This window comes from Micromonospora sp. NPDC052213 (assembly GCF_040679695.1).
Lineage (GTDB): Bacteria > Actinomycetota > Actinomycetes > Mycobacteriales > Micromonosporaceae > Micromonospora.
The window spans coordinates 1-22,492 of the sequence record NZ_JBFAVI010000112.1 but is presented as its reverse complement, the minus strand read 5'-3'; the positions used below and the strand labels follow the sequence as shown (position 1 = coordinate 22,492).

The window sequence follows — 22,492 nt, the reverse complement described above, 5'->3', positions numbered from 1 at the left end:
GCCGCCCGGTCGGCATGGGCCACCCCGCCGCCACCCGGCCGGCCCCCGCCCGGCGCCACCCCGGCCGCGGTACGGGCGTGGTGGGCCGGGCTCACCCCCGCGCAGCGGCGGTGGCTGGTGGCGCACGAGGCGGCGCTCGTCGGGCGCCTCGACGGGGTGCCGGTGGCCGCCCGCGACCAGGCCAACCGCCTGCTGCTCGGGGCGCGGCGGGAGGAGTTGCTCGCCGCGCGGTGCCGGCTGCTGGAGCGGGTGCCGCGCGGGCCGGTCGAGCTGGCCGGGCTGCTGCGGGTCGAGCGGGCGCTGGCGGGGCTGGACGCGCTGACCGGGCGCCTGGCCGCCGGCGAGGCGCCCCGGGCGTACCTGCTGGGGCTGGACACCGCCGGCGAGGGCCGCGCGGTCGTGGCGCTGGGCAACCCGGACCGGGCGGCGCGGACGCTGACCCACGTGCCGGGGACGACCGCCGGCCTGGACGACGTGCCCGGCGAGCTGGGCCGGGCGGCGCGGGTGCTGTCCCGCTGCGCCGACATCGCGCCGGAGGAGGAGACCGCCGCGGTGCTCTGGCTGGACTACGACGCCCCCGACTTCCTGCACGAGGCGGCCTGGTCGGGGCAGGCCCGGGACGCGGGCCCGGCGCTGCACCGGTTCCAGGAGGGGCTGCGGGCGACCCACGACGGGCCGCCGGGCCGGCAGACCGTGCTGGGCCACAGCTACGGCTCGCTGGTGGTCGGCACGGCCGCCCGCGACCACGGGCTGGCCGCCGACGCGCTGGTCTTCGTCGGCTCGCCCGGGGTGGGGGTCGCGCACGCCGCCGAGCTGGGCCTGCCACCCGGGCAGGTCTGGGCGAGCACCGCGCCGGACGACGTGATCCGGCTCGCCCGGCCGCCGGACGAGCTGGCCCGGCAGGCGCTGCTCGCCGCGTCGCCGCTCGGTGGGGCCGCCCGGCTGGCCGGCGGGCCGGAACGCGAGCTGTGGTTCGGCCAGGACCCGGCCCACCCGGGCTTCGGCGGGCGCACCTTCCCCAGCGGCCGGCACGGGCACAGCGGCTACTGGGCGGCCGACAACCCGGCGCTGGACGGCATGGCCCGCGTGGTGCTCGGCCGCTGACGTGGCGACGCCGCGCGAGACCTCGGCGACGAACGACCCCCGGACGGGCAGCGGGTCCCCAGGGTCCCGGGCTCGGCCGGCGGCGCGGCGGGCGCCCCGCCGCCGGCCGGCGTCACTCGACCGTCACCGACTTGGCCAGGTTGCGGGGCTGGTCCACGTCGTGCCCCCTGGCGGCGGCGATCTCGGCGGCGAGGACCTGCAACGGCACGGTGGTGACCAGCGGCGCGAGCAGCGTCGGCGTACGCGGCACGTAGATCAGGTGGTCGGCGTAGCGGACGACCGCCTCGTCGCCCTCCTCCGCGATCACGATGGTCCGGGCGCCGCGCGCCCGCACCTCCTGGATGTTGGAGACCACCTTGTCGTGCAGCATGCCCCGGCCGACAGGCGACGGCACGATGCAGATCACCGGGGTGCCCTTGTCGATCAGGGCGATCGGGCCGTGCTTCAGCTCGCCGGCGGCGAAGCCCTCGGCGTGCATGTACGCCAGCTCCTTGAGCTTGAGCGCGCCTTCCAGGGCCACCGGGTAGCCGACGTGCCGGCCGATGAACAGCACGGTCGGCTCGGTCTTGAGGTCGCGGGCCAGCTCACGGACCGGCTCGATGCGGTCCAGCAGCTCGCGCAGCTTGCCCGGCATCCGGTGGAGCTGCTCGACGACGGCGGCCACCTCGTCGGCGAACTTGATCCCCCGCACCTGGGCCAGGTGCAGGCCGATCAGGTAGCACGCGACGAGCTGGGTCAGGAACGCCTTGGTCGAGGCGACGGCGATCTCGGGGCCGCCGTGGGTGTAGAGGACGGCGTCGGACTCGCGGGGAATGGTGGAGCCGTTGGTGTTGCAGATGGCCAGGACGCGGGCCTTCTGCTCCTTGGCGTGCCGCAGCGCCATCAGCGTGTCCATCGTCTCGCCGGACTGCGAGATCACGACGATCAGCGTGGACCGGTCGAGAACCGGGTCGCGGTAGCGGAACTCGCTGGCCAGCTCCACCTCGCAGGGGATCCGGGTCCAGTGCTCGATGGCGTACTTGGCGACCAGGCCGGAGTGGTAGGCGGTGCCGCAGGCGACGATGAAGATCTTGTCGACGTCGCGCAGGTCCTGGTCGCTGAGGCGGACCTCGTCGAGCATGATCTCGCCGGTGTCGGTGAGCCGGCCGAGCAGGGTGTCGGCGATGGCCTGGGGCTGCTCCTCGATCTCCTTGAGCATGAACCAGTCGTAGCCGCCCTTCTCGGCGGCCGAGGAGTCCCAGTCGATGTGGAAGTCCTTGCCGCTGGCGGGCTGGCCCGAGAAGTCGGTGATCTCGATGGTGTCGCCGGTGATGAGGACGATCTGATCCTGGCCCAGCTCCACCGCGTCCCGGGTGTGCTCGATGAACGCGGCCACGTCGCTGGCGAGGTAGTTCTCCCCGTCGCCCCGGCCGACGACCAGCGGCGAGTTGCGGCGGGCGCCGACGACGGCGCCGGGCACCGCGGCGTCGACGGCGAGCAGCGTGAACGCGCCCTCCAGGCGCTGGCAGACCACCCGCATGCCGGCGGCGAGCAGCTGCGGGCCCTCGGGGTGGCCGGCGGCGCGCAGGTCGGCCAGTGCGGCGGAGAGCAGGTGCGCCGCGCACTCGGTGTCGGTGTCGCTGCTGAACTGGACGCCGTCGGCCTCCAGCTCGGCGCGGAGCTTCGCGAAGTTCTCGATGATGCCGTTGTGGATCACGGCGACGCGGCCGTCGGGGGCGAGGTGCGGGTGGGCGTTGCGGTCGGTCGGGCCGCCGTGGGTGGCCCACCGGGTGTGCCCGATGCCGGTGGTGCCGTCCCCGATGCCGATGGGGCTGGCCGCGCAGGACGTCGGGTCCTCGGCGGCCCGCTCGGAGAGCACCTTCTCCAGGTTGGCCAGCTTGCCGGCCTTCTTCTCGGTCAGCAGCTCGCCGTCGCAGACGATGGCGACGCCGGCCGAGTCGTAGCCGCGGTACTCCAGCCGCCGCAGTCCGTCGAGGACGATTCCGAGCGCCGGGCGCGCGCCGGCGTAACCCACGATTCCACACATGTCCCGCAGCCTAACCCAGCTTCGCTCATCGTGCGTGCGCGAAAGCCGGGTAAACAATCACTGAATTTGAGCGATCGGGCTACGAGCGGGATCCGGGAGGACAAACAGCCACACCCGTACGCCGGGGGCGAAACCGGCGCGGGAAGTGGCTTGCCCGCGTCGGCCGCGTACGGCACCCTGACGGCCGCGCGCCCCGCCCGCCTTCCCCGGAGCACAGCCATGTCCCACGCCACGCCGCCGCCCGAGCCGACCCCGCCGGCAGGCCCGTCCGCACCCGAAACGGCCCCCTCCGGCCCGCGTGCCTCGGGCAAGCGCCCCCCCGCGGTGGACCTCGGCGTCGCCGCCGGCGCGGTCGTCGTCTTCGGCATCTGCGCCTGCCTCGGCCTCGCCGACCGCCTTGTCAGCACCGTCGACGGGGGCGACCCGGACCGCCCGCTCGCCCACCTGCCCCTCCCGTACCAGCAACCGACAGGCGGCGGGTGGCCGACGGCGGAGCCGGCCCCGACGACTCCGCCGGCCGTGCCGGCACGGACTGCCGCACCGGCACGGACACCCTCCGACGGGCCGGGCACGGTCACCGTCGTCTACGAGGTGACCGGCCGCGGGCCAGCCGACGTGGAGTACTACGACGCCAACGGTGACTTCGTCCAGACCGAAGGAGTCGCCCTGCCCTGGCGGATGCGGTTGCGCGCACACGACGCCGAGCGGGTGATGGTGCTGGCCACCGGCCCCGACCGGAACCGCACGATCGGCTGCCGCATCACCGTCGACGGTCGGGCCGTAGCCGCGGACGGCGGCCGGTGGCAGGTCACCTGCAACAGGGGGACGACGGGTTGAACCCGGGCCGGGAGTCCGTAGGCTGGCGGGCGTGACGACCACCGCCGATGTCGACCCGCTGGTGGCGCGGATGCGCGCGTTCGGGACGACCGTCTTCGCCGAGATGTCCGCCCTGGCCGTGCGCACCGGCGCGGTCAACCTCGGCCAGGGCTTCCCGGACACCGACGGGCCGGCGGAGATGCTCGCCGCCGCGGCCGAGGCGCTGCGCACCGGGCAGAACCAGTACCCGCCGGGGCCGGGCGTCCCGGCGTTGCGCGCGGCGGTGGCCGCGCACCAGCGCCGGTTCTGGGGGCTGGAGTACGACCCGGACGGCGAGATCGTGGTGACGGCGGGCGCCACCGAGGCGGTCGCGGCGGCGATCCTCGGGCTCTGCGAGCCGGGCGACGAGGTGGTCTGCTTCGAGCCGTACTACGACTCGTACGCCGCCTCGATCGCGCTGGCCGGCGCGGTCCGGCGCCCGGTCACGCTGCGTCCCGCCGCCGACGGCCGGTACGCCTTCGACCCGGCGGCCCTGCGCGCCGCGTTCGGCCCGCGCACCCGGCTGGTGCTGCTGAACTCGCCGCACAACCCGACCGGCAAGGTGTTCACCCCCGACGAGCTGGCCCTGGTCGCCGAGCTGTGCCGGGAGCACGGCGCGTACGCGGTGACCGACGAGGTGTACGAGCACCTCGTCTTCACCGACGCCGCCGCCGGCCACGTGCCGCTGGCGACCCTGCCCGGCATGCGCGAGCGGACGCTGCGCATCTCCTCGGCCGGTAAGACGTTCTCGTGCACGGGCTGGAAGGTCGGCTGGGTGAGCGGGCCGGCGGCGCTGGTCTCGGCGGTGCTGCGGGTGAAGCAGTTCCTCACCTTCGTCAACGCCGCGCCGTTGCAGCCGGCGGTCGCGGTGGCGCTGGCCCTGCCCGACGACTATTTCACCGGCTTCCGGGACGGCATGCAGGCCCGCCGGGACCAGCTCGTCGGCGGGCTGACCGACGCCGGGTTCGAGGTGCTGGCGCCGGAGGGGACGTACTTCGTCACCGCCGACGTCACCGCGCTGGGCGGGCGCGACGGCGTGGAGTTCTGCCGGTCGCTGCCCGAGCGGTGCGGGGTGGTCGCCGTCCCGACCCAGGTCTTCTACGACGACGCCGAAGCCGGTCGCCGGCTGGTCCGCTTCGCCTTCTGCAAGCGCCCGGAGGTCCTGACCGAGGCCGTCACCCGGCTGCGCCGGCTCACCGGCCCGCGGTGACCGACGCCTGCGCCTGACCGTCAGCCGGCGGCGCGGGTCGGGCCGCTCCCCCGCTCCGCCGGCGTCCCCGCCGAGCGGGCCGCCCGGAGTTTGGCGACCACCGCCCCGCCGTCGGCGAGCAGCACCCCCTCGGCGTCGTCGACGAAGGCCAGGTCGGCCTCGACGTGCCGACTCGCCGCCGAGAGCAGCAGGCCGACCACCGGGTCGTCGGCCCGGCGGCGCAGCCCGTCGAGGTTGCGCAGCTCCCGCATCAGGTGTCCGCGTTGGTTGCCGAGCACCGTCCGCACGGTGGCCGGGTCGCCGGACCGGGCCGCGGCGGTCACCTTGAGGAAGAAGTCGTCCCGGAACCCGCCGCTGCGCGGGCTGGGCTCGGCGAGCCAGCGGTCCAGCTCGGCGTGGCCGTCCGGGGTGATCTCGTAGACCACCCGGTCGGGTTTGACCGGCTGCGGGTGCCGTTCGGCCACCACCAGGCCGTCCCGGGAGAGCCGGTCGAGGATCTGGTAGAGGTGCCCGATGTTGAGCGGGCCCCACTGCGGGCCGACCGCCTCCTCGAAGGCGCCCTTCAGCTCGTAGCCGTAGCTCGGGCCGCCGGCGAGCAGGGCCAGGACCGCGTGCTGTATCGCCACCGTCTCCTCCGATCCGATCCGGACTGGCCCACCCCGATGGGCCTTGCATTGTCACAATGTATCGCGCACAGTGTGTTCAGCACACGGGGAGGCGCGACATGCTCAACATCGTCTGGAAGCAGCTTCGCGGCCGTGCGGGACGGTCGGTGGCGCTGCTGGTCGGCGTGCTGGTGGCGACCACCGGCTTCGTCGTCCTGACCGGCGCCACCACCACCTCACGACTCGACGTCACCGGCGCCGTCGAACGGAACACCGAGGCCGCCTACGACATCCTGGTCCGCCCGAAGGGCGCGCGCACCCCGCTGGAGGCCGAACGCCGGCTGGTCCAGCCCAACTACCTCTCCGGCCTCTTCGGCGGCATCACGATGGCGCAGTACGAGCAGGTGAAGGCGGTCACCGGGGTGGACGTCGCCGCCCCCATCGCCATGCTCGGCTACTCCACCGCCCCCGTGCCGACCCCGCTGGACCTGACCGGGGCGGTGGACCGGTCGCTCGACCGGCAGGTCATCCGCGTCGATCCCCGCTTCGTCGCCGAACGCGGCCTCTCCGGCGCGCCGGGCCGGTCCCGCTACGTGTACGTCACCACCCACCCGTTGATCTACCCCCGCTCGGACGTGTTCCACTCCGCCGACTCCACGCCGTACACCGACGGGCGCAGCTATCCGTGGGCCGACATGTGCGGTCCCTCGCCGCGCGAGGTGCTGCCCGACGGCCGCACCCGGCCCGTCTGCGACCCCCGGTACGCCCTGGGCAGCCCCGGCGCGTACTCGGAACGCGAGGAGTGGTCGCTGGTGGCCGTGCGGCTGCTCCCCGACGGCCGGTTCGAGGCCGGCCAGGGCGTCTTCCCCGACGGCGGTACGGGCCCCTCGTCCACCTCGGACCGGCTGCGGATCGCGGTCAGCCTGACGGTGCCGCTCCTGCTCGCCGCCGTGGACCCGGCCGCCGAGGACCGTCTCGTCGGCCTGGGCGGGGCAGTGGTCGACGGGCGGGCGCTGGGCCCGGACGACACCACGACCGTCAGGCGGACCGGCTCGGCGGAGATGCTCAACGTGCCGGTGCTCGCGACCAGCACCCCCTTCGTCGACGAGGAGCTGCGCGTCAGCTTCACGCGGCTGCCCGCGGCCCGACCGGCCGGCGTCGAACTCGACGCGCTGGAGCCCGCCCTGCGGCGCGGCCCCGAGCTGCCCGCCGGCGAAGCCCGGCACGACGTGGCCGCCGGCTGGCGCACCCGGCTCGCCGCGGGCCTCTCCCCGGCCGGCTGCTGTTTCGGCCAGCTCCAGGCGATGGTCCAGGCGGGGCCGACGCGGTACGACCGGCTGCCCGACGGCACGCTGCGGGTCGGTGCGCTCCCGGCGGCCGATCCGGAGGTGTACGGCGATCAGTTCACCTTCAACCCCTTCCCGCGCCCCTGGCTCGCCGAGGACACGGGGGCGCGGTCGCTGCGCAAGCTCCCGCTGAAGAAGGGCGTGCCGGGCGAACTGTACCGGGGCTGGCGGGCCGTGGGAGTCTTCGACCCGGAGAAGCTGACCGGCTTCAGCGACCTCGGGCGGGTGCCGCTGGAGACGTACGAGCCGCCGTCGGCGCAGGGCGCGGACGCCCGCAGCCGGGACGCCCTGGGCGGTCGTCCGCTGGAGCCGGGCGGCAACCCCGCCGGCCATCTCTCCGCCCCGCCGCTGCTGCTGACCAGCCTGGACAGCGTGCCGACGCTGCTGGCGGGCGGCGGCAGTCCACAGGCGAAGGCGCCGATCAGCGCGATCCGGGTCCGGGTCGCCGACGTGGGCGGCTACAACGAACGCGCCGCCGAACAGATCCGGCTGGTCGCCGAGCGGATCGCCCAGGTCACCGGGCTCGACGTCGACATCACGCTCGGCTCGTCCCCCACCCCGCAGGCCGTGGAGCTGCCCGCCGGGTCGTTCGGCCGGCCGGCGCTGCGGCTGACCGAGAACTGGTCGGCACTCGGGGTCGCCTCGGTGATCACGAAGGCGGTGGACCGCAAGAGCGTCGCGCTCTTCGTGCTGGTGCTGGTGGTCTGCGCGCTCTTCCTCGGCAACGCGGTCGCCGCCGCCGTCCGGGACCGGCGGTCCGAACTGGCGGTGCTCGCCTGCCTGGGCTGGCCCGCCCGGCGGATCGGCGCGCTGATCCTCGGCGAGGTCGCCGCCCTCGGGCTGGCGGCCGGGCTGCTCTCGCTGGCGCTGGCGATCCCGCTCGGGGCCGCGCTCGGCATCGACGTGGGGTGGCGGCGGGCGGCGCTGGCCGTACCGGTGGCGCTGCTGCTGGCGCTGGTCGCGGGCCTGACGCCAGCCCTGCGGGCCGCGCGTGCCCACCCGGCCGCCGCGCTGCGCCCGGCGGTGGCGACGGCCCGCTGGGTACGCCGGCCGCGCACCCTGGCCGGCCTGGCCCTGGCCAACCTGGCCCGCACGCCCGGCCGCACCCTGCTCGGGGCCGGCGCCCTGGCCATCGGGGTGGCCGCGCTGACCCTGGTCGCCGCCGCCGGGTACGCGTTCCGCGGCGCCATCGTCGGCAGCCTGCTCGGCGACACGGTGTCGCTGAGCGTGCGCGGCGCGGACACCATGGCCGCCGTCGCGACGGTGCTGCTCGGCGCCGCCGCGGTCGCCGACGTGCTCTACCTGAACATCCGGGACCGGGCCGCCGAACTGGCCACCCTGCGCGCGGTCGGCTGGAGCGACGCCGCGCTGGGCCGCCTGATCGGGTACGAGGGGCTGGCCCTCGGATTGCTCGGCGCGGTCACCGGCGCCGGCCTCGGGCTGGCCGGGGCGGCCTGGCTGGTCGGCGCCCTGCCCGGCACGTTGGTCACGGTCGCCGCGCTGGTGGCGGTGGCCGGTGTCCTGGTCACCTCGATGGCCGCCCTGGTCCCGGCCGCGCTGCTGCGCCGGCTGCCGACCGCACGACTGCTCGCGGAGGAGTGACGATGGAGACGACGACGGTGGGCAGCACGGTCCGGGTCGCCGGACTGGTCCGACGGTTCGGGGCCGGCCCGCAGCAGGTGACCGCGATCGACGACGTGTCCCTGGAGATCCCGGCCGGGACGGTGGTGGCGCTGACCGGTCCCAGCGGCTCCGGGAAGTCCACGCTGCTGCACATGATCGGCGCGATCGAGCAGGTCGACGGCGGCACCGTCGCGGTGGACGAACTGGAGATCACCGGGCTCGGCCGGTCGGCCCTGACCCGGTACCGGCAGCGGGTCGGCTTCGTCTTCCAGCGCTACCACCTGCTGCCCGCGCTGACCGTGCTGGACAACGTGATCGCACCGATGCTGCCCCGCCGGGGGCGGGCCGACCACGCCGCCCGGGCCCGGGAGCTGCTCGACGCGGTGGGCCTGGCCGGGCGGGAACGGGCCCTGCCGGCCCAGCTCTCCGGCGGTCAGCAGCAGCGGGTCGCGATCGCCCGGGCGCTGATGGGCTCCCCCGGGCTGCTGCTCGCCGACGAACCGACCGGCAACCTCGACTCGACCACCGGCGGGCAGATCCTCGACCTGCTGCTGGACCTGCGCGACCGGCACGGCATGACGATCCTGCTCGCCACCCACGAGCGGGCGGTGGCCGCCCGGTGCGACCGGCTGATCCGCCTCGGCGACGGGCGGATCGTCGAGGACGTGGACCTCACCGACGGCGAGGACCCGGCGGCCACCTTCCGGCGCGCCGCGGGCCTGCGCCTGTAGACCGGCAGCCGGCAGCCGCCCTGGGGGAGGGCTCGGCCGGCTCCCGACCGCCCGGGAAGGCGACGGCCCGGGCCCGCCGGTGGCGGCCCCGGGCCGAAGCGAGAAGTCAGGCGGTCGGGCTGGCGACGCGCACCGCGCCGGCGATGCGCTCGGCCGTCTCGCGGGCGACGTGCTCCGTGGCGGCCTCGACCATGACGCGGACCAGGGGCTCGGTGCCGGACGGGCGGAGCAGCACCCGGCCGGTCTCCCCCAGCTCCGCCTCGGCCCGCTCGACCTCGGCCCGGACGGCGGGCGCGGCCGCGCCGACCGTACGGTCGGCGACGGGAACGTTGACCAGCACCTGCGGCAGCCGGGTGAGCACGCCGGCCAGCTCGGCCAGGGACTTGCCGGTCGCCGCCATCCGCGACATCAGGTGCAGCCCGGTCAGCACGCCGTCGCCGGTGGTGGCGTACGCGGGCATCACGATGTGGCCGCTCTGCTCGCCGCCCAGCGCCAGCCCGGACGCCCGCAGCTCCTCCAGCACGTACCGGTCGCCGACCTTGGTCTCGACCAGCCGGATGCCCTCGCGGGACATCGCCAGGCGCAGGCCCAGGTTGCTCATCACGGTCGCGACCAGCGTGTCCTGCGTCAGCGTGCCGGCCTCCCGCATGGCGAGGGCGAGGATCGCCATCACCTGGTCGCCGTCGACCTCGTCGCCGTCGGCGGTCACCGCGACGCACCGGTCGGCGTCGCCGTCGTGCGCGATGCCCAGGTGCGCGCCGTGCTCGACCACGGCGGCCCGCAGGGCCTCGATGTGGTTGGAGCCGCACTCGTCGTTGATGTTCAGGCCGTCGGGCTCGGCGTGGATCGCGACGACCTCGGCCCCGGCCTCCCGGTACGCCACCGGCGCCACCTCGGCGGCCGCGCCGTTGGCGCAGTCGACCACGACCTTGATCCCGTCGAGACGGTGCGGCACGGTGCCGACCAGGTGCTGCACGTAGTGGTCGGCGCCGTCGAGCAGGTCGTGCACCCGGCCGACGCCGGCGCCGGTCGGCCGTTCCCAGGCGCTGGTGGCGTTCGCCGCGACGGCCGACTCGATCTGCATCTCGATCTCGTCGGGCAGCTTGTGCCCGCCGGCGGCGAAGAGCTTGATCCCGTTGTCGGGCATCGGGTTGTGCGAGGCGGAGAGCATGACGCCCAGGTCCGCCTTGGCCTCGGCGGTGAGGAACGCCACGGCCGGCGTCGGCAGCACGCCCACCCGCACCACGTTGGCGCCGGCGCTGGTGAGCCCGGCCACGACGGCGGCCTCCAGCATCTCGCCGCTGGCCCGGGTGTCCCGGCCGACCACGGCGAGCGGGGGATGGCTCTTGTCCGACTCGGCGAGCGTGTGCGCGGCGGCGACCGCCACCGCGAGCGCCAACTCGGGCGTGAGATCCGCATTCGCCCGCCCGCGTACGCCGTCCGTGCCGAACAACCGACCCATACCCGCCAACCTCCGATGAAACGGTCCAGGGAAAGGCGAACGGCCGGGCCGCCTCCCGTCGAGGGGAGGCGACCCGGCCGTTCGTCAGAAGTACAACGTGCCGCTGAAGGTCAGCGCTTCGAGTACTGAGGAGCCTTACGGGCCTTCTTGAGGCCGTACTTCTTGCTTTCCTTGACCCGGGCGTCCCGGGTGAGGAAGCCGGCCTTCTTCAGCGCCGGACGGTCGTCCGGCTCGCTGACGATCAGGGCCCGGGCGATGGCCAGCCGGAGCGCGCCGGCCTGACCGGTGGTGCCGCCGCCGCGCAGGTTGGCGATGACGTCGAACGCCTCCGGCTTCTCGGCGGTGACCAGCGGGTCCTTGATCAGCTGCTGGTGCACCTTGCTCGGGAAGTAGGCCTCGAGGTCCCGACCGTTGCAGGTGATCTTGCCGGTGCCCGGCACGATGCGGACCCGGACGATGGCCTCCTTGCGGCGACCCACGGTCTGGATCGGCCGGTCACCACGAGGCGCGCGGGCGACGGGCGCCGGCGCCTCGGTGGCCTCCTCGGGGGCAACCTCGGTGGCGGTGATGTCGGTCATGCTGATTCCTTCGCCCGCGCTCACTGCGCGATCTGCTTGATCTCGAACGGCACCGGCTGCTGCGCGCCGTGCGGGTGCTCGGCACCGGCGTAGACCTTCAGCTTCTTGATGAGCTTACGGCCGAGCTTGTTGTGCGGGAGCATCCCCTTGACGGCGAGCTCGATGGCCCGCTCGGGACGCTTGGTCAGCAGCTCGTCGTAGCCGACCTGCTTCAGACCACCCGGGTAACCGGAGTGGCGGTAGGCGATCTTCTGCTGCCGCTTGTTGCCGGTCAGCGCCACCTTGCCCGCGTTCACGATGACGACGAAGTCGCCCGTGTCGACGTGCGGCGCGAAAGTCGGCTTGTGCTTGCCGCGCAGCAGCGTGGCGGCGTGGGTGGCCAGGCGGCCCAGCACGACATCAGAGGCGTCGATGACGTGCCACTGACGCTCGATCTCACCCGGCTTCGGGCTGTACGTACGCACAGGTATACCTTGTCTCGTCGTCGGTCTGGGGTCGCGCGCCGAGGTTACCGGGCGCGCACGAACGACCAAGCGTACCTCAGGCGGCACGCCTCTGGATGTCGTACAACAGCAGGCAACGATACCCGCCGCCCCGTCGGCAGGTCAAAACGGGGTACCGCCCCGTCTGGCCCGTCACAGAGCATAGCCGGGGTCGCACCCCGACCAACCGGCGCGGGCCCGGCCGCAGGCAGACCGACCAGGTCACCCCGAAACTCACGGCGTACGCCGCGACGAAGGCGACACACGCCGCGTCCGCGCTGCCCAGGGTGCGGAACGACGGCCGGGAACGAGGAGGGCACCTCGGCCGGGCCGCGCCGGTGAGGTGTCAGAGCTGTTGCAGGATGCGCAACGCCCGGCCGACCCGGAGCATGGTCTCGGTGTCGGCGACGTCCACGCACTCGGTGAACCACTTCTTCATCGGCGAGGAGAGCCGGTCGGGCATCACCACGTACGCGCCCATCGGCACCGCCAGGGGCGAGTCGCGCAGCAGCGCCTCCTCGACCACCTCGGCCACGATGACGATCGGCACGTCGGTGGAGTTGTAGACGTCGGAGCTGATCACCAGCCCGAGCCGTTCCCGGGCGCCGTCGATGCGCCAGACCTCGCCCCTACGCAGCACGCGGGCGCCCGCCGAAGAGCACGTCGTCGACCATGCCCACCTCGCGGGCGTCGGCGAGGGCGGCGGATTCGAGGTCGAGCCCGGCCCGGCCGACGGCGGCGGCGTGCGCGGTGAAGACCTCGCGCAGCGCCTTCTCCCGGGCCGCCTGGTCCATCCACGCCGACAGGGAGAGCCCTTCGCGCTTGGCGAACCGCCGGGCCTCCTCGATCGTCTCGTCGGAGAACGACAGGGTCACCTTGGCAGTCATGCCGTGCAGACTACCCAGCGGTATGACCGGCAGTCATCCCGCTCGCCGCCAGCCGGCAAACCAGACAAAGCTCGACGATCCCGCACCTCCACAGGTCCGGCCTCCGAGGCCGCCCGGTCAGCCGGCCGCCTCGGCGTCGGTCCCACGTCGGCCGCCGAACACGGCGAACCGCCACTGCTTGAAGAAGCAGTCGACGTCGGCCAGTCCCGCCTCGGCCAGCCAGCGGCACTGCGCGGCGACCGGCGCCGGTCGGTCGTACGCCATCCGGCCCTCGGCGGCGGCGATCTCCTCGGCGTCGGAGCCCAGCGCGGCGATCTGCGCCAGCCACACCTCGTGGTAGCGCCGGTCGAGTTCCGGGGTCGGACCGGCGACCTGCTCGGCGTTGACGAACACGCCGCCGGGCGCCAGCGCCGCCGCCGCACGCCGGTAGAGCGCGCGCTTGCCGGCGTCGTCGAGGTGGTGGATGGCCAGCGCGCTGACCACCGCGTCGTAGCGACCGGCGGGCAGCGGGTCGGCCAGGTCGGCCGTCACCGTGCGGTGTGGCACCGACCGGGTCCGCAGGTGTCCGGCGGCGACCGCGAGCATGGCCGGCGCGGCGTCGACCAGGGTCAGCCGCACCCCCGGCACCGCCGCCGCGAGCAGCAGCGACAGCAGCCCGGTGCCCGCGCCCAGGTCCAGCACCTCGGGGGTACGCCCCGACGCCAGCGCGGCCCGCAGCGGCGGCGCGGCCACCTCCACGGCCGTGCCGTAGAACGCGTCGAAGCAGGGCACCAGCCGCCGGCGGGCCTCGTCGTAGCTGCCGGCAACCGCGTCGAAGGCCGCACTCACACCCATGTCTCAACTCCCAAATCTCGGGACAGTTGTCTCATATTGTAAACGCAGCGATTCGGCTCGCCGCTCCGGCGCGGTGTGCGGGGCTCTTGACAGGACCGAAACAGACGGGACCCGGACCGGAAACCGCCCGCCGGCACGCTCTGCCGACATGACGGACGGCGCACGGGCGACGACTCGACCGGGGTGGACGCACGACGGACTGGCCGGCTTCACCATCGGGGTGACCGCCGACCGCCGGCGGGACGAACTCGCCGCGCTGCTCCAGCGGCGGGGCGCCCGGGTGGTGATCGCCCCGGCCCTGCGGATCGTGCCGCTGGCCGACGACACCGACCTGCGCGAGGCCACCCGGGCCTGCCTGGACCGGCCACCCGACATCCTGATCGCCAGCACCGGCATCGGGATGCGCGGCTGGCTGGAGGCCGCCGAGGGCTGGGGGCTGGCCGAGCCGCTGCGCGGTGTCCTGGCCGACGCGTACGTGGTGGCCCGGGGCCCCGAGGCGCGCGGGGCGATCCGCGCCGCCGGCCCGCACGACCAGTGGTCACCGGAATCGGAGAGCTGCGACGAGGTGGTCGACCACCTGTGCCGGCGCGGCGTCGCCGGGCAGGTGGTCGCCATGCAGCTGCACGGCGGGCGGCAGCCGGAGTGCACGACGGCGCTGGAGGCGGCCGGGGCCACCGTGATCGAGGTGCCGGTCCACCGGTGGGCGGCGCCGACCGACCCGGCCCCGCTGCACCGCCTGATCGACCTGGTCGCCGGCCGGCTGGTCGACGCCGTCACGTTCACCTCGGCCCCGGCGGCGGAGGCGCTGCTGCGCGCCGCCGGGGACCGCGGCGACGCGGTGCTGGACGCGTTCCGGCGCGACGTGCTGGCCAGTTGCGTGGGGGCGGTCACCGCGGAGCCGCTGCTGCGGCGCGGGGTGCCGGTCAGCATGCCGTCCCGGGCGCGGCTGGGCGCCCTGGTCCGGACCATCGTGGACGAGCTGCCGCGCCGCACGGTCACCCTGAAGGCGGCCGGCCACCTGCTCACCCTGCGCGGGCACGCCGCCGTGGTCGACGGCGAGTTGCGCCCGCTCGCCCCGGCACCGATGGCCGTGCTCCGGGCGCTGGCACACTCCCCCGGCCGGGTGCTGTCCCGGACCGCGCTGTTGCGGACGCTGCCGCGCGGCGCCGACGAGCACGCGGTGGAGATGGCGGTCGCCCGGCTGCGCGCCGGGCTGCGGGCACCCCGGGTGGTGCAGACCGTCGTCAAGCGCGGCTACCGGCTCCGGGTCGACTGACACGGCGGGGCGGCCCCTGCCGCCCGCACCGGGGCGGCCACGGGCACCGTCCAGCCGTGGACGTTCTCAGCCGACCGGAGCCGGGAAGCCGCGGCCGTGTTCGGACTGGAGGCGGATCATGGCGTGCTCCACGACGGTCACCAGCACCTGCTTGACCGACTCGCGGTGCCGGGCGTCGGTCAACACCAGCGGCACGTCCGGCGAGATGGCCAGCGCCTCCCGGACCTCCTCCAGCTCGTACTGCGGCGCGCCGTCGAACCGGTTCAACGCCACCACGTACGGCAGCCTGCGGTTCTCGAAGTAGTCCAGCGGCGCGAAGGCGTCGGTGATCCGGCGGGTGTCCACGAGGACGGCCGCGCCCACCGCGCCCTTGATGATCTCGTCCCACATGAACCAGAACCGGGTCTGGCCGGGCGTGCCGAAGAGGTACAGGATCAGGTCCTCGGCCATGGTGATGCGGCCGAAGTCCATGGCGACCGTGGTGGTCTGCTTCCCCGGCACCTTGGACGGGTCGTCGATGCCGACCCCGGCCGCGGTCATCACCGCCTCGGTCCTGAGCGGGGTGATCTCCGAGATCGCGCCGACCAGGGTCGTCTTGCCCACGCCGAAGCCGCCCGCGACCACGATCTTCGCGGAGATGATTCCCCGGCTCTGGCGGGCCCCGGCGGGGTCATAGCCTGCGAAGTCCACTTAGCACCCTTCCAAGGATTTCCATCCGCTCCTCGAACCCCTCGGCGGGAGCGGCAGTGTGTAGCGTCAGCAGGCTCTCGGCCACCATGTCGGCGACCAGCACCCGGGTGACGCCCAGCGGCATCCGGGTGTACGCGGCGATCTCGGCCAGCGACTGCGCCCGCCCCTCGCAGACGGTGGCGATGCGGTGCTTGTCGTGCCCCGCGAAGCGGGACTCCGCGACCTGGGTGGGGGTGGCCGACAGGACCGCCTCCAGGGCGATGTCCATCTGCGCCTCGGTCCGACCGCGGGTGACGGCGTACGGCCGTACCAGCGCGCCGCGCGGGTCCGCGCGCCGTTGGTCCATCCGCGATCACCTCCCTTTCCCGGCCGGGCCCTTGTGGCACCGGTCTCCTCATCCCTCGCCGACGCGGAGCCCGCGTCGCAACCCGGCTACGACCGCACGGCGTCCCGGGGCAGCGGCACCAGCGCCGCGCCGACCCGCTCGACCAGGAGCGCCATCTCGTAACCCACCTGCCCGACGTCGCAGCTACGGGCCGCCAGCACCGCCATCGACGATCCGTCGCTGATCGACATCAGGAAGAGGTAGCCGCTGTCCATCTCGATGACCGTCTGCAGCACACCGCCGGCGCTGAACATCCGGGCGGCGCCCTCGGTCAGGCTGACCACGCCCGAGGTGATCGCCGCGAGCTGGTCCGCCCGGTCCGCGGGCAGGTCCCGCGAGGAGGCGAGCAGCAGCCCGTCGGCGGACACCGCCACCACGTGGGCGATACCCGCCACGCTGTCGGCGAAGTTGGTGAGCAACCAACTCATGTCCTGCATGGCCGCTGGCCTGTTCATCGACTCGTCTCCTTGGTCGAGGTGCTGTTCTGGTCCGTTCCGGCCGCCCGGCCGCGCTGCACGCCGCGGTGGTAGGCCGACAACAGACCCCGTACTTCGTCGGGGGTGCGCCGGCTACGGTCGCGGCCGCCCTGGGGCTCGATCCCGCCGGGCACGAGCTGCGCCTGCGGCACCCGCTTGGGCAGCCCGGACCGGGTGGTGCCGGCGGCGGCCGGCTCCGCGGCCCGGCTGGCCCGGGACCAGCCCTCGTCGGCCGCCGTCCGCCAGGCGTCCGCGTCCGCCGCGGGCGCCGCCGGCGGCGGGTCCGCGACCGGCGCCGCGGCCGGCGTCGCGGGGGACGCGTCCAGCGTCACGGGCCGCGCCGGGGCCGGGGCCGGCGGGGTGTACGCCGGCGGCGGCTGCGCGGGCGGCGGGGTGGCCGTGCTGCCCGGCGTACGCGTGGGCAGCCGTGGCGGGCGCGACTCGCCCGTCGTCGGCTGGGCCGCGGCCGGCTGGCCGGCGGACGGCTGGGCCTGCGGCGGCTGGCTGAAGTCCGGGCGGGTGAAGATGGCGGTGGCGTCGTTGCCGTGCGAGCGGAACCACACCGCCTCCATCTCGCGGAAGATGGGCGCCTCGGCCGGCAGCTCGGCGCGCGGGGTGATCGGCGCGGCCGGGGTGATCGGCGCGGCCGGGGCGGTGGCAGCCAGGTTGGCCCCGAGGCCACGGCCCGCGCCTGCGCCGAATCCGCCCGCCGCGGCGGGCCCGGCCGGCAGCGGGGTGGTGGCGGGTTGGCCGGCGGTCGGGCCGGCCGGCAGCACCGGCGCGGCCGGCGCGGCGGCCTCCGCCGCGGGGACACGCTTGGGCAGTGGCTCGACCGCGGGGTAGGCGACGGTCGGCGTGCCGACCGAGACCCCACCGCCGGTGAAGGTCGGCTGGGCCGGCGTCGCCGGAGGGGCCGACGGCGTCCCGGTCAGGCCGCCGGCCTGCACCGGGGACGCGGCGTCCCGCGCCTGCTCGGGCGCCTGCCACGGCGCCGGCGCGGACCGCCACTGGTCGGTGAGGGTGGCGGTACGCCCCGTTCCGGCGAGCGGCTCGCCGAGACCGACAGGGGTGAGCGGCGTCTGCTCGACGGCGAGCGGCTGCCGAGGCCGGGTGATCTGCTGGTCGCGGCTGGGGAGCTGCGGCAGCACCACCGTCGCGGCGGGGAGCGTCACCTGGGCGACGGTGCCGCCCTCCACGTTGCGGCGCAGCTCCACCCGGATGCCGTAGCGGGAGGCGAGCCGGCTGACCACGGCCAGACCCATCAGCCGGAACGCCGCGACGTCGACGCTCGGCGGGGCCGCCAGCCGGCGGTTCAGCGAGTCCAACTGGTCGTCGGTCAGGCCGAGGCCCCGGTCCTCCACCTGGATCAGCACGTAGTCCCGGATGCGCCGGCCGTCGGCGACCACGGTCGTCGTCGGCGGCGAGAAGCGGGTGGCGTTGTCGAGCAGCTCGGCGACCAGCCGGACCACGTCGTTGACCGCGTGCGCGGCCACCGAGATGTCGGTGTCGACGGTGCCGAACTCGATCCGGTTGTAGAGCTCGACCTCGGACTGCGCGGCGCGCAGCACGTCCACCAGGAGGGCGTCGTCGCGGCGCGGCACGGCCGAGTCGGCGCCGGCCAGGACGAGCAGGTTCTCGTCGTTGCGGCGCATCCGGGTGGCGAGGTGGTCCAGCTCGAAGAGCTGCGCCAGCCGCTTCGGGTCCTCCTCGCCGCGCTCGATCGCGTCCAGCTCGCCGATCATCCGGTCGACCAGGGTCTGACTGCGCCGGGCCAGGTTGAGGAACATCGCCGAGACGCTGGTGCGCAGCGCGGCCTGCTCGGCGGCCACGCGGACCGCCTCGCGGTGCACGACGTTGAAGGCGAGCGCCACCTGCCCGACCTCGTCGCGGCTGTCGAGCCGGATCGGGTCGCGCACCTCCCGGACGATCTCGTCGACGCCGCCGTCGCCGACGTTGCCGACGTTCTGGAGCCGCTTCACCGCGTCCGGCAGGTCGTGGTTGGCCACCGAGAGGGCGCCCTCCCGCAGCCGGCGCAGCGAGCGGTTGAGCGAGCGGGCCAGCACCACGGCGAGGCTGACCGCGACGGCGAGCGTGAGCAGCACCAGCACCGACTCGACGACGGCCTGCCGGATGACGTCCGAGCGGGCCTGGTCGGCCTGGTCGAGCAGCCGGTCCTGGAGCCGGATCTCGGCCCACCGCATGAGGTCGTTGACCGCGCCGAAGGCGGCGGTGGCCTCCTGGGCGGTCACCAGCGGGCGCTGCCCGACCGAGCGGGTGATGTCGGCCGCGACCCGGTCGGCGAGGGTGACCGCGTCGCCGGAGACGGTGCCGTCGACGAGGGCGCGCTGGGTCGGGTCGGCCGCCAGGGAGAAGGCGAGCAGCGCCTCCTGCTGGCTGGTCAGGGTGGCGACGAAGGAGGAGAACTGTTCCTCGTCGAGCGAGCCGGCGCTCAGCGCGGTGAAGGCGACCGACTGTTCCTCGGCGACGGCCGCCTTGGCGCGTGCGAACGCGGCGACCGCACGCCGGGCGTCGGCCAGCCGCTCCTCGCCGGGCAGTTGGGCGAGCCCGTCGCCGTACGCGACCAGGTCGGTGATGATGACCCCGTAGCGCAGCGCCGCCTCGGCGACCGCCATCTGCTGGCGGTCCAGCACCTTCTGCCGGGTGGCGGCCAGCGTCTCCAGGTGCTCGTCGATGGTGGCCAGCCGGTTCCGGACGGCGGCCGGCACCTCGCCGATCCGCCCGCGCTCCGCCCGGTAGGCGTCGATCCGCGCGTCGGTGCTGCGTACCCGCAGGTTGTAGGCGTCGGCCTTCTGCTGCGGCGCGGCCAGGAAGGCGGACGCCGCCATCCGCTCGGCGTGCAGGTCCTGGGTCATCGCGGAGATGTCGATGGAGAGCGCGGTGACGGCCCGGGCCTGGGTCGCGTCCAGGGCGCCCTCGCCGACGGAGATGAGCCGGACGGTGGCCAGCGCGATCACCGCGGCGACCGGCACCACCAGGATCAGCGCGAGCTTGGAGCGGATCCGCGCGTCGCGCAGCCGGGGCATCCTACGGCGCTTCGACTGCTCGCTCTCGCCGCCGCCGCCGGGCAGGGTCGTCGGTCCGGTGCTCACGACATCGCCTCCGTCGTTTCTTCCACGCCTGCCCCGCCGACTCGCGCCCGGTGCAGCGGACTGCGCCACACGCGGCACGGCCGCGATTTCATCAGAAGCGATCCTGTTTGGGAAGCCGCAGTGGGGAAAGAAACGGTCGGAGGGCACGCATCCCGTGATCCGGTCAACTAATACCTTCAATTCTTCATGCCCGTGAACAGGGCATGTAACTCCAGAGTGGTCATCCGTGTCGGATTAGTGAGCGCCGGCAAACTTCTTGCGGCCCCACCATGTGGGATGCGCGTCCCGAAACGGCTCCGACGTGCGCGCTTGACCACAGGGCCCGGCGTTGGCAAGGTTTTGCAGGCTTCGCGCACACCGTACGGCAGACCGATACCGTTCCTCCACTGAGGACGGAAACAACCCGGCGGTGACCGGGCAGCGCCCCGGGCCGCATCTGGAGGACTGAGTTGAGCACCATCCGCTCCGCGACCGCCGCGGCGCTCGCATCGGCCGTGCTGGCCACCACGCTCACCGGCTGCCAGTTCGGCGCGGACGAGCAGGACACCAGTCCCATCGTCATCGCGGCGGACCTCGAACTCTCCGGCGCGGCGGCGACCGCCGGCAAGGCGTACCAGCGGGCGCTGGAACTGAAGATCGAGCAACTTAACTCCTCGGGCGCGCTGAACGGCCGGAGGATCGAACTCAAGGTGAAGGACAACCGGTCGGACCCGGCCGAGTCGTTGCGCAACATCGGTGACTTCAGCGCCGATTCGCAAGTCAGCGCGATCATCATGGGCGGCTGCAACGAATGCGCGGTCGGCGCCGTCCGGACCATCAACGAGAAGCGAATTCCCACCATTGCGCTCGCCTCGTCCGGCGCGGTGTCCAGCCCGATCGCCGACCGGCGGTACGTGTTCAAGCTCGCCCCCAACGCGGCCGACAGCGCCGCCGCCCTCGCCGTCGAGATGAGCCGCAAGGGCGTCAAGACGGCCGGCGTGCTGTACAGCGACGACGACTACGGGCGCGAGGGGCTGGCCGCGCTGCGCAGCGAGTTCGCGAAGAGCGGCGTCAAGCCGCCGCGCGCGGAGTCGGTCAAGACCACCGACACCGAGGTCGGCGAGCAGGTCAAGGCGCTGACCGAGGACGAGCCGGACGCGCTGGTGGTGTGGACCTCGCCGGAGCAGGCGGCGCTCGCCGCCACCGCGGCCCAGCAGGCCAAGTTCAAGGGATCGCTCTTCTTCGACGCGGCGGCCGCCGGCGACCTCTTCCTCGGCACCGCCTCCCGGGCGACCGAGCGGGCGACCATGGTCTTCACCCAGACCATGGTGATCGACGACGTCATCGCCACCACCCCGGCGAAGGCGGCCCGCCGGCAGTGGTTCCAGGACTACACCGCCCGCTTCGGCGGCTACAACGGCTCGTCCTCGTTCGCGGCCGACGCCGTGCAGCTCATCGCCGACGCCGAACTGCGCGCCGGCGGCGAGCCCGGCCGGGTGGACCGCGACGGCATCCGCGACGTGCTGGAGACGTCGCAGATGGACGGCCTGTCCGGCCCGATCCGGATGACGCCGGACAACCACTCCGGCCTGATGCCGCAGGCCCTGACCACCCTGGTCGCCCGCAACGGCCGGTGGCGCCTCGCGGGGTGAGGGTGGTGCGGCGGTGTGGCCCGCCGTACCCGGATCCGGGCGGTCAGGCTTGATGCCTGCGCCGGGTACGGCGGGCCACACCTCGGCTGGTCTAGCGGGCCATCGGTCGACGTCCGGTCACCGGTCGAACGTGGGTCACCGGGCCGACGTGGTGGCCCGGACCCAGGGCAGCGCGAGCCGCTCGACCAGGGAGAGGGCGCTGTAGAGCAGGATGCTCATCAGCGCGATCAGCACGATCGCCGCCCAGGCGGTCGCGGTGTCGCCGATGCCGTTGTACTGCAGGATCTGGTAGCCCAGCCCCGGCTTGTCCGAGTAGAACTCCCCGATCACCGCGCCGATCGCCGCCAGCGGCATCGCCACCTTGAGGCCGACGAAGACCTGCGGCAGCGCGGCCGGGAAGCGCACCTTCCGGAACGCCTGCCACCACGACGCGTTCAGCGACCTGGCCAGCTCGGCCAGGTCCGCCGGGGTGGTGGTGAGGCCAGTCGCGGTGGAGAGCACGATCGGGAAGAAGCACAGCAGGAACACCATGGTCAGGATGGGCTTCTCCCCCCAGCCGACCGAGACCACCAGCAGCGGGCCGAGGGCGATCTTCGGCACCGCGTTGACCGCCACGAGCAGCGGCGCGAACATCCGCTCGACGCGGCGGGACGCGGCCAGCGCCATCCCGATCAGCACCCCGGCGACCGCCGAGAGCAGGAAGCCGACCAGCGTCAGCAGGGTGGTCACCCCCAGCGCCGGCAGCAGCACGTCGGCCGACGTCGTCAACGATCTCCACACCGCCTGCGGCGGCGGCAGGGACGCCGGGTGCACCAGCTCCAGCACCGACGTGACCAGCCACCAGACGATCAGCGCGATCAGCGCGCCGAGCAGCGGCAGGCCGACCGCCGCCGGGCGTACGCCGGGTCGGCGGGCGGCCGCCGCAACCGGCGGCGTGGTGGGCGTCGCCACCCCGGGCGCGCCGGCCGGGACGGTCTCTTCTCCCGCCTCGGTGGGGCCGGACCGGGTACCGGTCGTCTCCGTCACGGGTCCTCCTCTCCTGCCGGCCAGGGCCGGCACGCGGCGGGGGGGGGGGCGGCCGGGAGTCCCGGGGGGGGGGCCCCCCCCGGCGCGTAGGGGGGGGTCGGGGGGGGGGCGCGGGGGGGGGATGGGGGTTGGGGGGGGGGGGGGTGTTTTGGGTG

Annotated in this window: 20 protein-coding genes; 7 read left to right on the top strand and 13 right to left on the bottom strand. The window is 74.4% G+C overall.

Translation table 11 applies throughout. The features are described 5' to 3' along the window. Nucleotides 1-1,104, top strand: a 1,104-nt coding sequence (locus tag AB0L34_RS23425; RefSeq protein ID WP_363706556.1) for an alpha/beta hydrolase, incomplete at its 5' end; no start/stop codon positions are given. Nucleotides 1,105-1,216: 112 nt separating this feature from the next. Here the strand turns inward: AB0L34_RS23425 and glmS are convergent. Then, on the bottom strand, nucleotides 1,217-3,130 hold the full coding sequence (gene glmS / locus AB0L34_RS23420; RefSeq protein ID WP_350704094.1) for a glutamine--fructose-6-phosphate transaminase (isomerizing): 1,914 nt from the start codon (nucleotides 3,128-3,130) through the stop codon (nucleotides 1,217-1,219). A gap of 219 nt (nucleotides 3,131-3,349) precedes the next feature. On the opposite strand from glmS, the gene AB0L34_RS23415 reads away from it, so the two are divergent. Together AB0L34_RS23415 and AB0L34_RS23410 are read left to right on the top strand one after the other, a co-directional pair. After that, nucleotides 3,350-3,967: an MmpS family transport accessory protein gene (locus tag AB0L34_RS23415; protein WP_363706554.1), complete on the top strand. Its 618-nt coding sequence runs from the start codon at nucleotides 3,350-3,352 to the stop codon at nucleotides 3,965-3,967. A gap of 31 nt (nucleotides 3,968-3,998) precedes the next feature. After that, a complete protein-coding gene (locus AB0L34_RS23410; RefSeq protein WP_363706552.1) occupies nucleotides 3,999-5,195 on the top strand; it encodes a pyridoxal phosphate-dependent aminotransferase in 1,197 nt (398 codons plus the stop codon). A 20-nt stretch (nucleotides 5,196-5,215) separates the two neighbouring features. Here the strand turns inward: AB0L34_RS23410 and AB0L34_RS23405 are convergent, their stop codons facing one another. Beyond that, nucleotides 5,216-5,821, bottom strand: coding sequence for a helix-turn-helix transcriptional regulator (locus AB0L34_RS23405; RefSeq protein ID WP_363706551.1), 606 nt, complete (start codon nucleotides 5,819-5,821; stop codon nucleotides 5,216-5,218). Nucleotides 5,822-5,919: 98 nt separating this feature from the next. On the opposite strand from AB0L34_RS23405, the gene AB0L34_RS23400 reads away from it, so the two are divergent. Beyond that, entirely contained in the window at nucleotides 5,920-8,748 is a 2,829-nt protein-coding gene (locus tag AB0L34_RS23400; protein ID WP_363706549.1) for an FtsX-like permease family protein, read from the top strand. A gap of 86 nt (nucleotides 8,749-8,834) precedes the next feature. Further along, nucleotides 8,835-9,500, top strand: coding sequence for an ABC transporter ATP-binding protein (locus AB0L34_RS23395; RefSeq protein ID WP_363706560.1), 666 nt, complete (start codon nucleotides 8,835-8,837; stop codon nucleotides 9,498-9,500). A 106-nt stretch (nucleotides 9,501-9,606) separates the two neighbouring features. Here the strand turns inward: AB0L34_RS23395 and glmM are convergent, their stop codons facing one another. The 6 genes from glmM to AB0L34_RS23365 all read right to left on the bottom strand — a co-directional run bounded on the left by glmM (nucleotide 9,607) and on the right by AB0L34_RS23365 (nucleotide 13,743). Next, nucleotides 9,607-10,962: a phosphoglucosamine mutase gene (glmM, locus tag AB0L34_RS23390; protein ID WP_363706547.1), complete on the bottom strand. Its 1,356-nt coding sequence runs from the start codon at nucleotides 10,960-10,962 to the stop codon at nucleotides 9,607-9,609. Nucleotides 10,963-11,072: 110 nt separating this feature from the next. Further along, nucleotides 11,073-11,540, bottom strand: a complete 468-nt coding sequence (gene rpsI / locus AB0L34_RS23385; protein WP_350680952.1) for a 30S ribosomal protein S9 — start codon at nucleotides 11,538-11,540, stop codon at nucleotides 11,073-11,075. A 20-nt stretch (nucleotides 11,541-11,560) separates the two neighbouring features. Beyond that, complete coding sequence (gene rplM / locus AB0L34_RS23380) at nucleotides 11,561-12,004, bottom strand: 50S ribosomal protein L13 (RefSeq protein WP_018720634.1); 444 nt, start codon at nucleotides 12,002-12,004, stop codon at nucleotides 11,561-11,563. Between the two features lie 364 nt (nucleotides 12,005-12,368). Then, on the bottom strand, nucleotides 12,369-12,662 hold the full coding sequence (locus AB0L34_RS23375) for a type II toxin-antitoxin system PemK/MazF family toxin (protein WP_350680954.1): 294 nt from the start codon (nucleotides 12,660-12,662) through the stop codon (nucleotides 12,369-12,371). Further along, nucleotides 12,652-12,909: a DUF6364 family protein gene (locus AB0L34_RS23370; RefSeq protein ID WP_208417965.1), complete on the bottom strand. Its 258-nt coding sequence runs from the start codon at nucleotides 12,907-12,909 to the stop codon at nucleotides 12,652-12,654. The genes AB0L34_RS23375 and AB0L34_RS23370 overlap by 11 nt, the downstream gene beginning before the upstream one ends. Before the next feature lie 117 nt (nucleotides 12,910-13,026). Then, entirely contained in the window at nucleotides 13,027-13,743 is a 717-nt protein-coding gene (locus AB0L34_RS23365) for a methyltransferase domain-containing protein (RefSeq protein WP_363706544.1), read from the bottom strand. 148 nt (nucleotides 13,744-13,891) lie between these two features. Here AB0L34_RS23365 and AB0L34_RS23360 point away from each other — a divergent pair, with 148 nt between their 5' ends. Further along, nucleotides 13,892-15,019: a uroporphyrinogen-III synthase gene (locus AB0L34_RS23360; protein WP_363706542.1), complete on the top strand. Its 1,128-nt coding sequence runs from the start codon at nucleotides 13,892-13,894 to the stop codon at nucleotides 15,017-15,019. Nucleotides 15,020-15,085: 66 nt separating this feature from the next. Here AB0L34_RS23360 and AB0L34_RS23355 read toward each other — a convergent pair whose 3' ends face one another. The 4 genes from AB0L34_RS23355 to AB0L34_RS23340 form a co-directional block, all read right to left on the bottom strand. After that, nucleotides 15,086-15,709, bottom strand: coding sequence for an ATP/GTP-binding protein (locus AB0L34_RS23355; RefSeq protein ID WP_357455296.1), 624 nt, complete (start codon nucleotides 15,707-15,709; stop codon nucleotides 15,086-15,088). Next, nucleotides 15,690-16,055 carry a DUF742 domain-containing protein gene (locus AB0L34_RS23350; protein ID WP_350704113.1) on the bottom strand — a complete coding sequence of 122 codons (366 nt, stop codon included), beginning with the start codon at nucleotides 16,053-16,055 and terminating at the stop codon, nucleotides 15,690-15,692. Before AB0L34_RS23350 ends, AB0L34_RS23355 begins: the two co-directional genes overlap by 20 nt. An 86-nt stretch (nucleotides 16,056-16,141) precedes the next feature. Then, nucleotides 16,142-16,549 carry a roadblock/LC7 domain-containing protein gene (locus AB0L34_RS23345; protein ID WP_067359650.1) on the bottom strand — a complete coding sequence of 136 codons (408 nt, stop codon included), beginning with the start codon at nucleotides 16,547-16,549 and terminating at the stop codon, nucleotides 16,142-16,144. Next, on the bottom strand, nucleotides 16,546-19,680 hold the full coding sequence (locus tag AB0L34_RS23340) for a nitrate- and nitrite sensing domain-containing protein (protein ID WP_363706540.1): 3,135 nt from the start codon (nucleotides 19,678-19,680) through the stop codon (nucleotides 16,546-16,548). The genes AB0L34_RS23345 and AB0L34_RS23340 overlap by 4 nt, the downstream gene beginning before the upstream one ends. Nucleotides 19,681-20,129: 449 nt before the next feature. On the opposite strand from AB0L34_RS23340, the gene AB0L34_RS23335 reads away from it, so the two are divergent. Further along, complete coding sequence (locus tag AB0L34_RS23335; protein WP_363706538.1) at nucleotides 20,130-21,311, top strand: ABC transporter substrate-binding protein; 1,182 nt, start codon at nucleotides 20,130-20,132, stop codon at nucleotides 21,309-21,311. Between the two features lie 135 nt (nucleotides 21,312-21,446). On the opposite strand, the gene AB0L34_RS23330 is transcribed toward AB0L34_RS23335, so the two are convergent. Further along, on the bottom strand, nucleotides 21,447-22,262 hold the full coding sequence (locus tag AB0L34_RS23330; RefSeq protein ID WP_363706558.1) for an ABC transporter permease: 816 nt from the start codon (nucleotides 22,260-22,262) through the stop codon (nucleotides 21,447-21,449). Nucleotides 22,263-22,492 lie beyond the last annotated feature (230 nt).

Excerpts from the sequence above, each read along its gene's own strand:
- AB0L34_RS23370 (WP_208417965.1), bottom strand. The coding sequence starts at position 12,909 with ATGACTGCCAAGGTGACCCTGTCGTTCTCCGACGAGACGATCGAGGAG.
- rpsI (WP_350680952.1), bottom strand. The coding sequence starts at position 11,540 with ATGACCGACATCACCGCCACCGAGGTTGCCCCCGAGGAGGCCACCGAG.
- AB0L34_RS23365 (WP_363706544.1), bottom strand. The coding sequence starts at position 13,743 with ATGGGTGTGAGTGCGGCCTTCGACGCGGTTGCCGGCAGCTACGACGAG.
- glmS (WP_350704094.1), bottom strand. The coding sequence starts at position 3,130 with ATGTGTGGAATCGTGGGTTACGCCGGCGCGCGCCCGGCGCTCGGAATC.
- AB0L34_RS23345 (WP_067359650.1), bottom strand. The coding sequence starts at position 16,549 with ATGAACAGGCCAGCGGCCATGCAGGACATGAGTTGGTTGCTCACCAAC.
- AB0L34_RS23360 (WP_363706542.1), top strand. The coding sequence starts at position 13,892 with ATGACGGACGGCGCACGGGCGACGACTCGACCGGGGTGGACGCACGAC.
- AB0L34_RS23415 (WP_363706554.1), top strand. The coding sequence starts at position 3,350 with ATGTCCCACGCCACGCCGCCGCCCGAGCCGACCCCGCCGGCAGGCCCG.
- glmM (WP_363706547.1), bottom strand. The coding sequence starts at position 10,962 with ATGGGTCGGTTGTTCGGCACGGACGGCGTACGCGGGCGGGCGAATGCG.
- AB0L34_RS23400 (WP_363706549.1), top strand. The coding sequence starts at position 5,920 with ATGCTCAACATCGTCTGGAAGCAGCTTCGCGGCCGTGCGGGACGGTCG.
- AB0L34_RS23350 (WP_350704113.1), bottom strand. The coding sequence starts at position 16,055 with ATGGACCAACGGCGCGCGGACCCGCGCGGCGCGCTGGTACGGCCGTAC.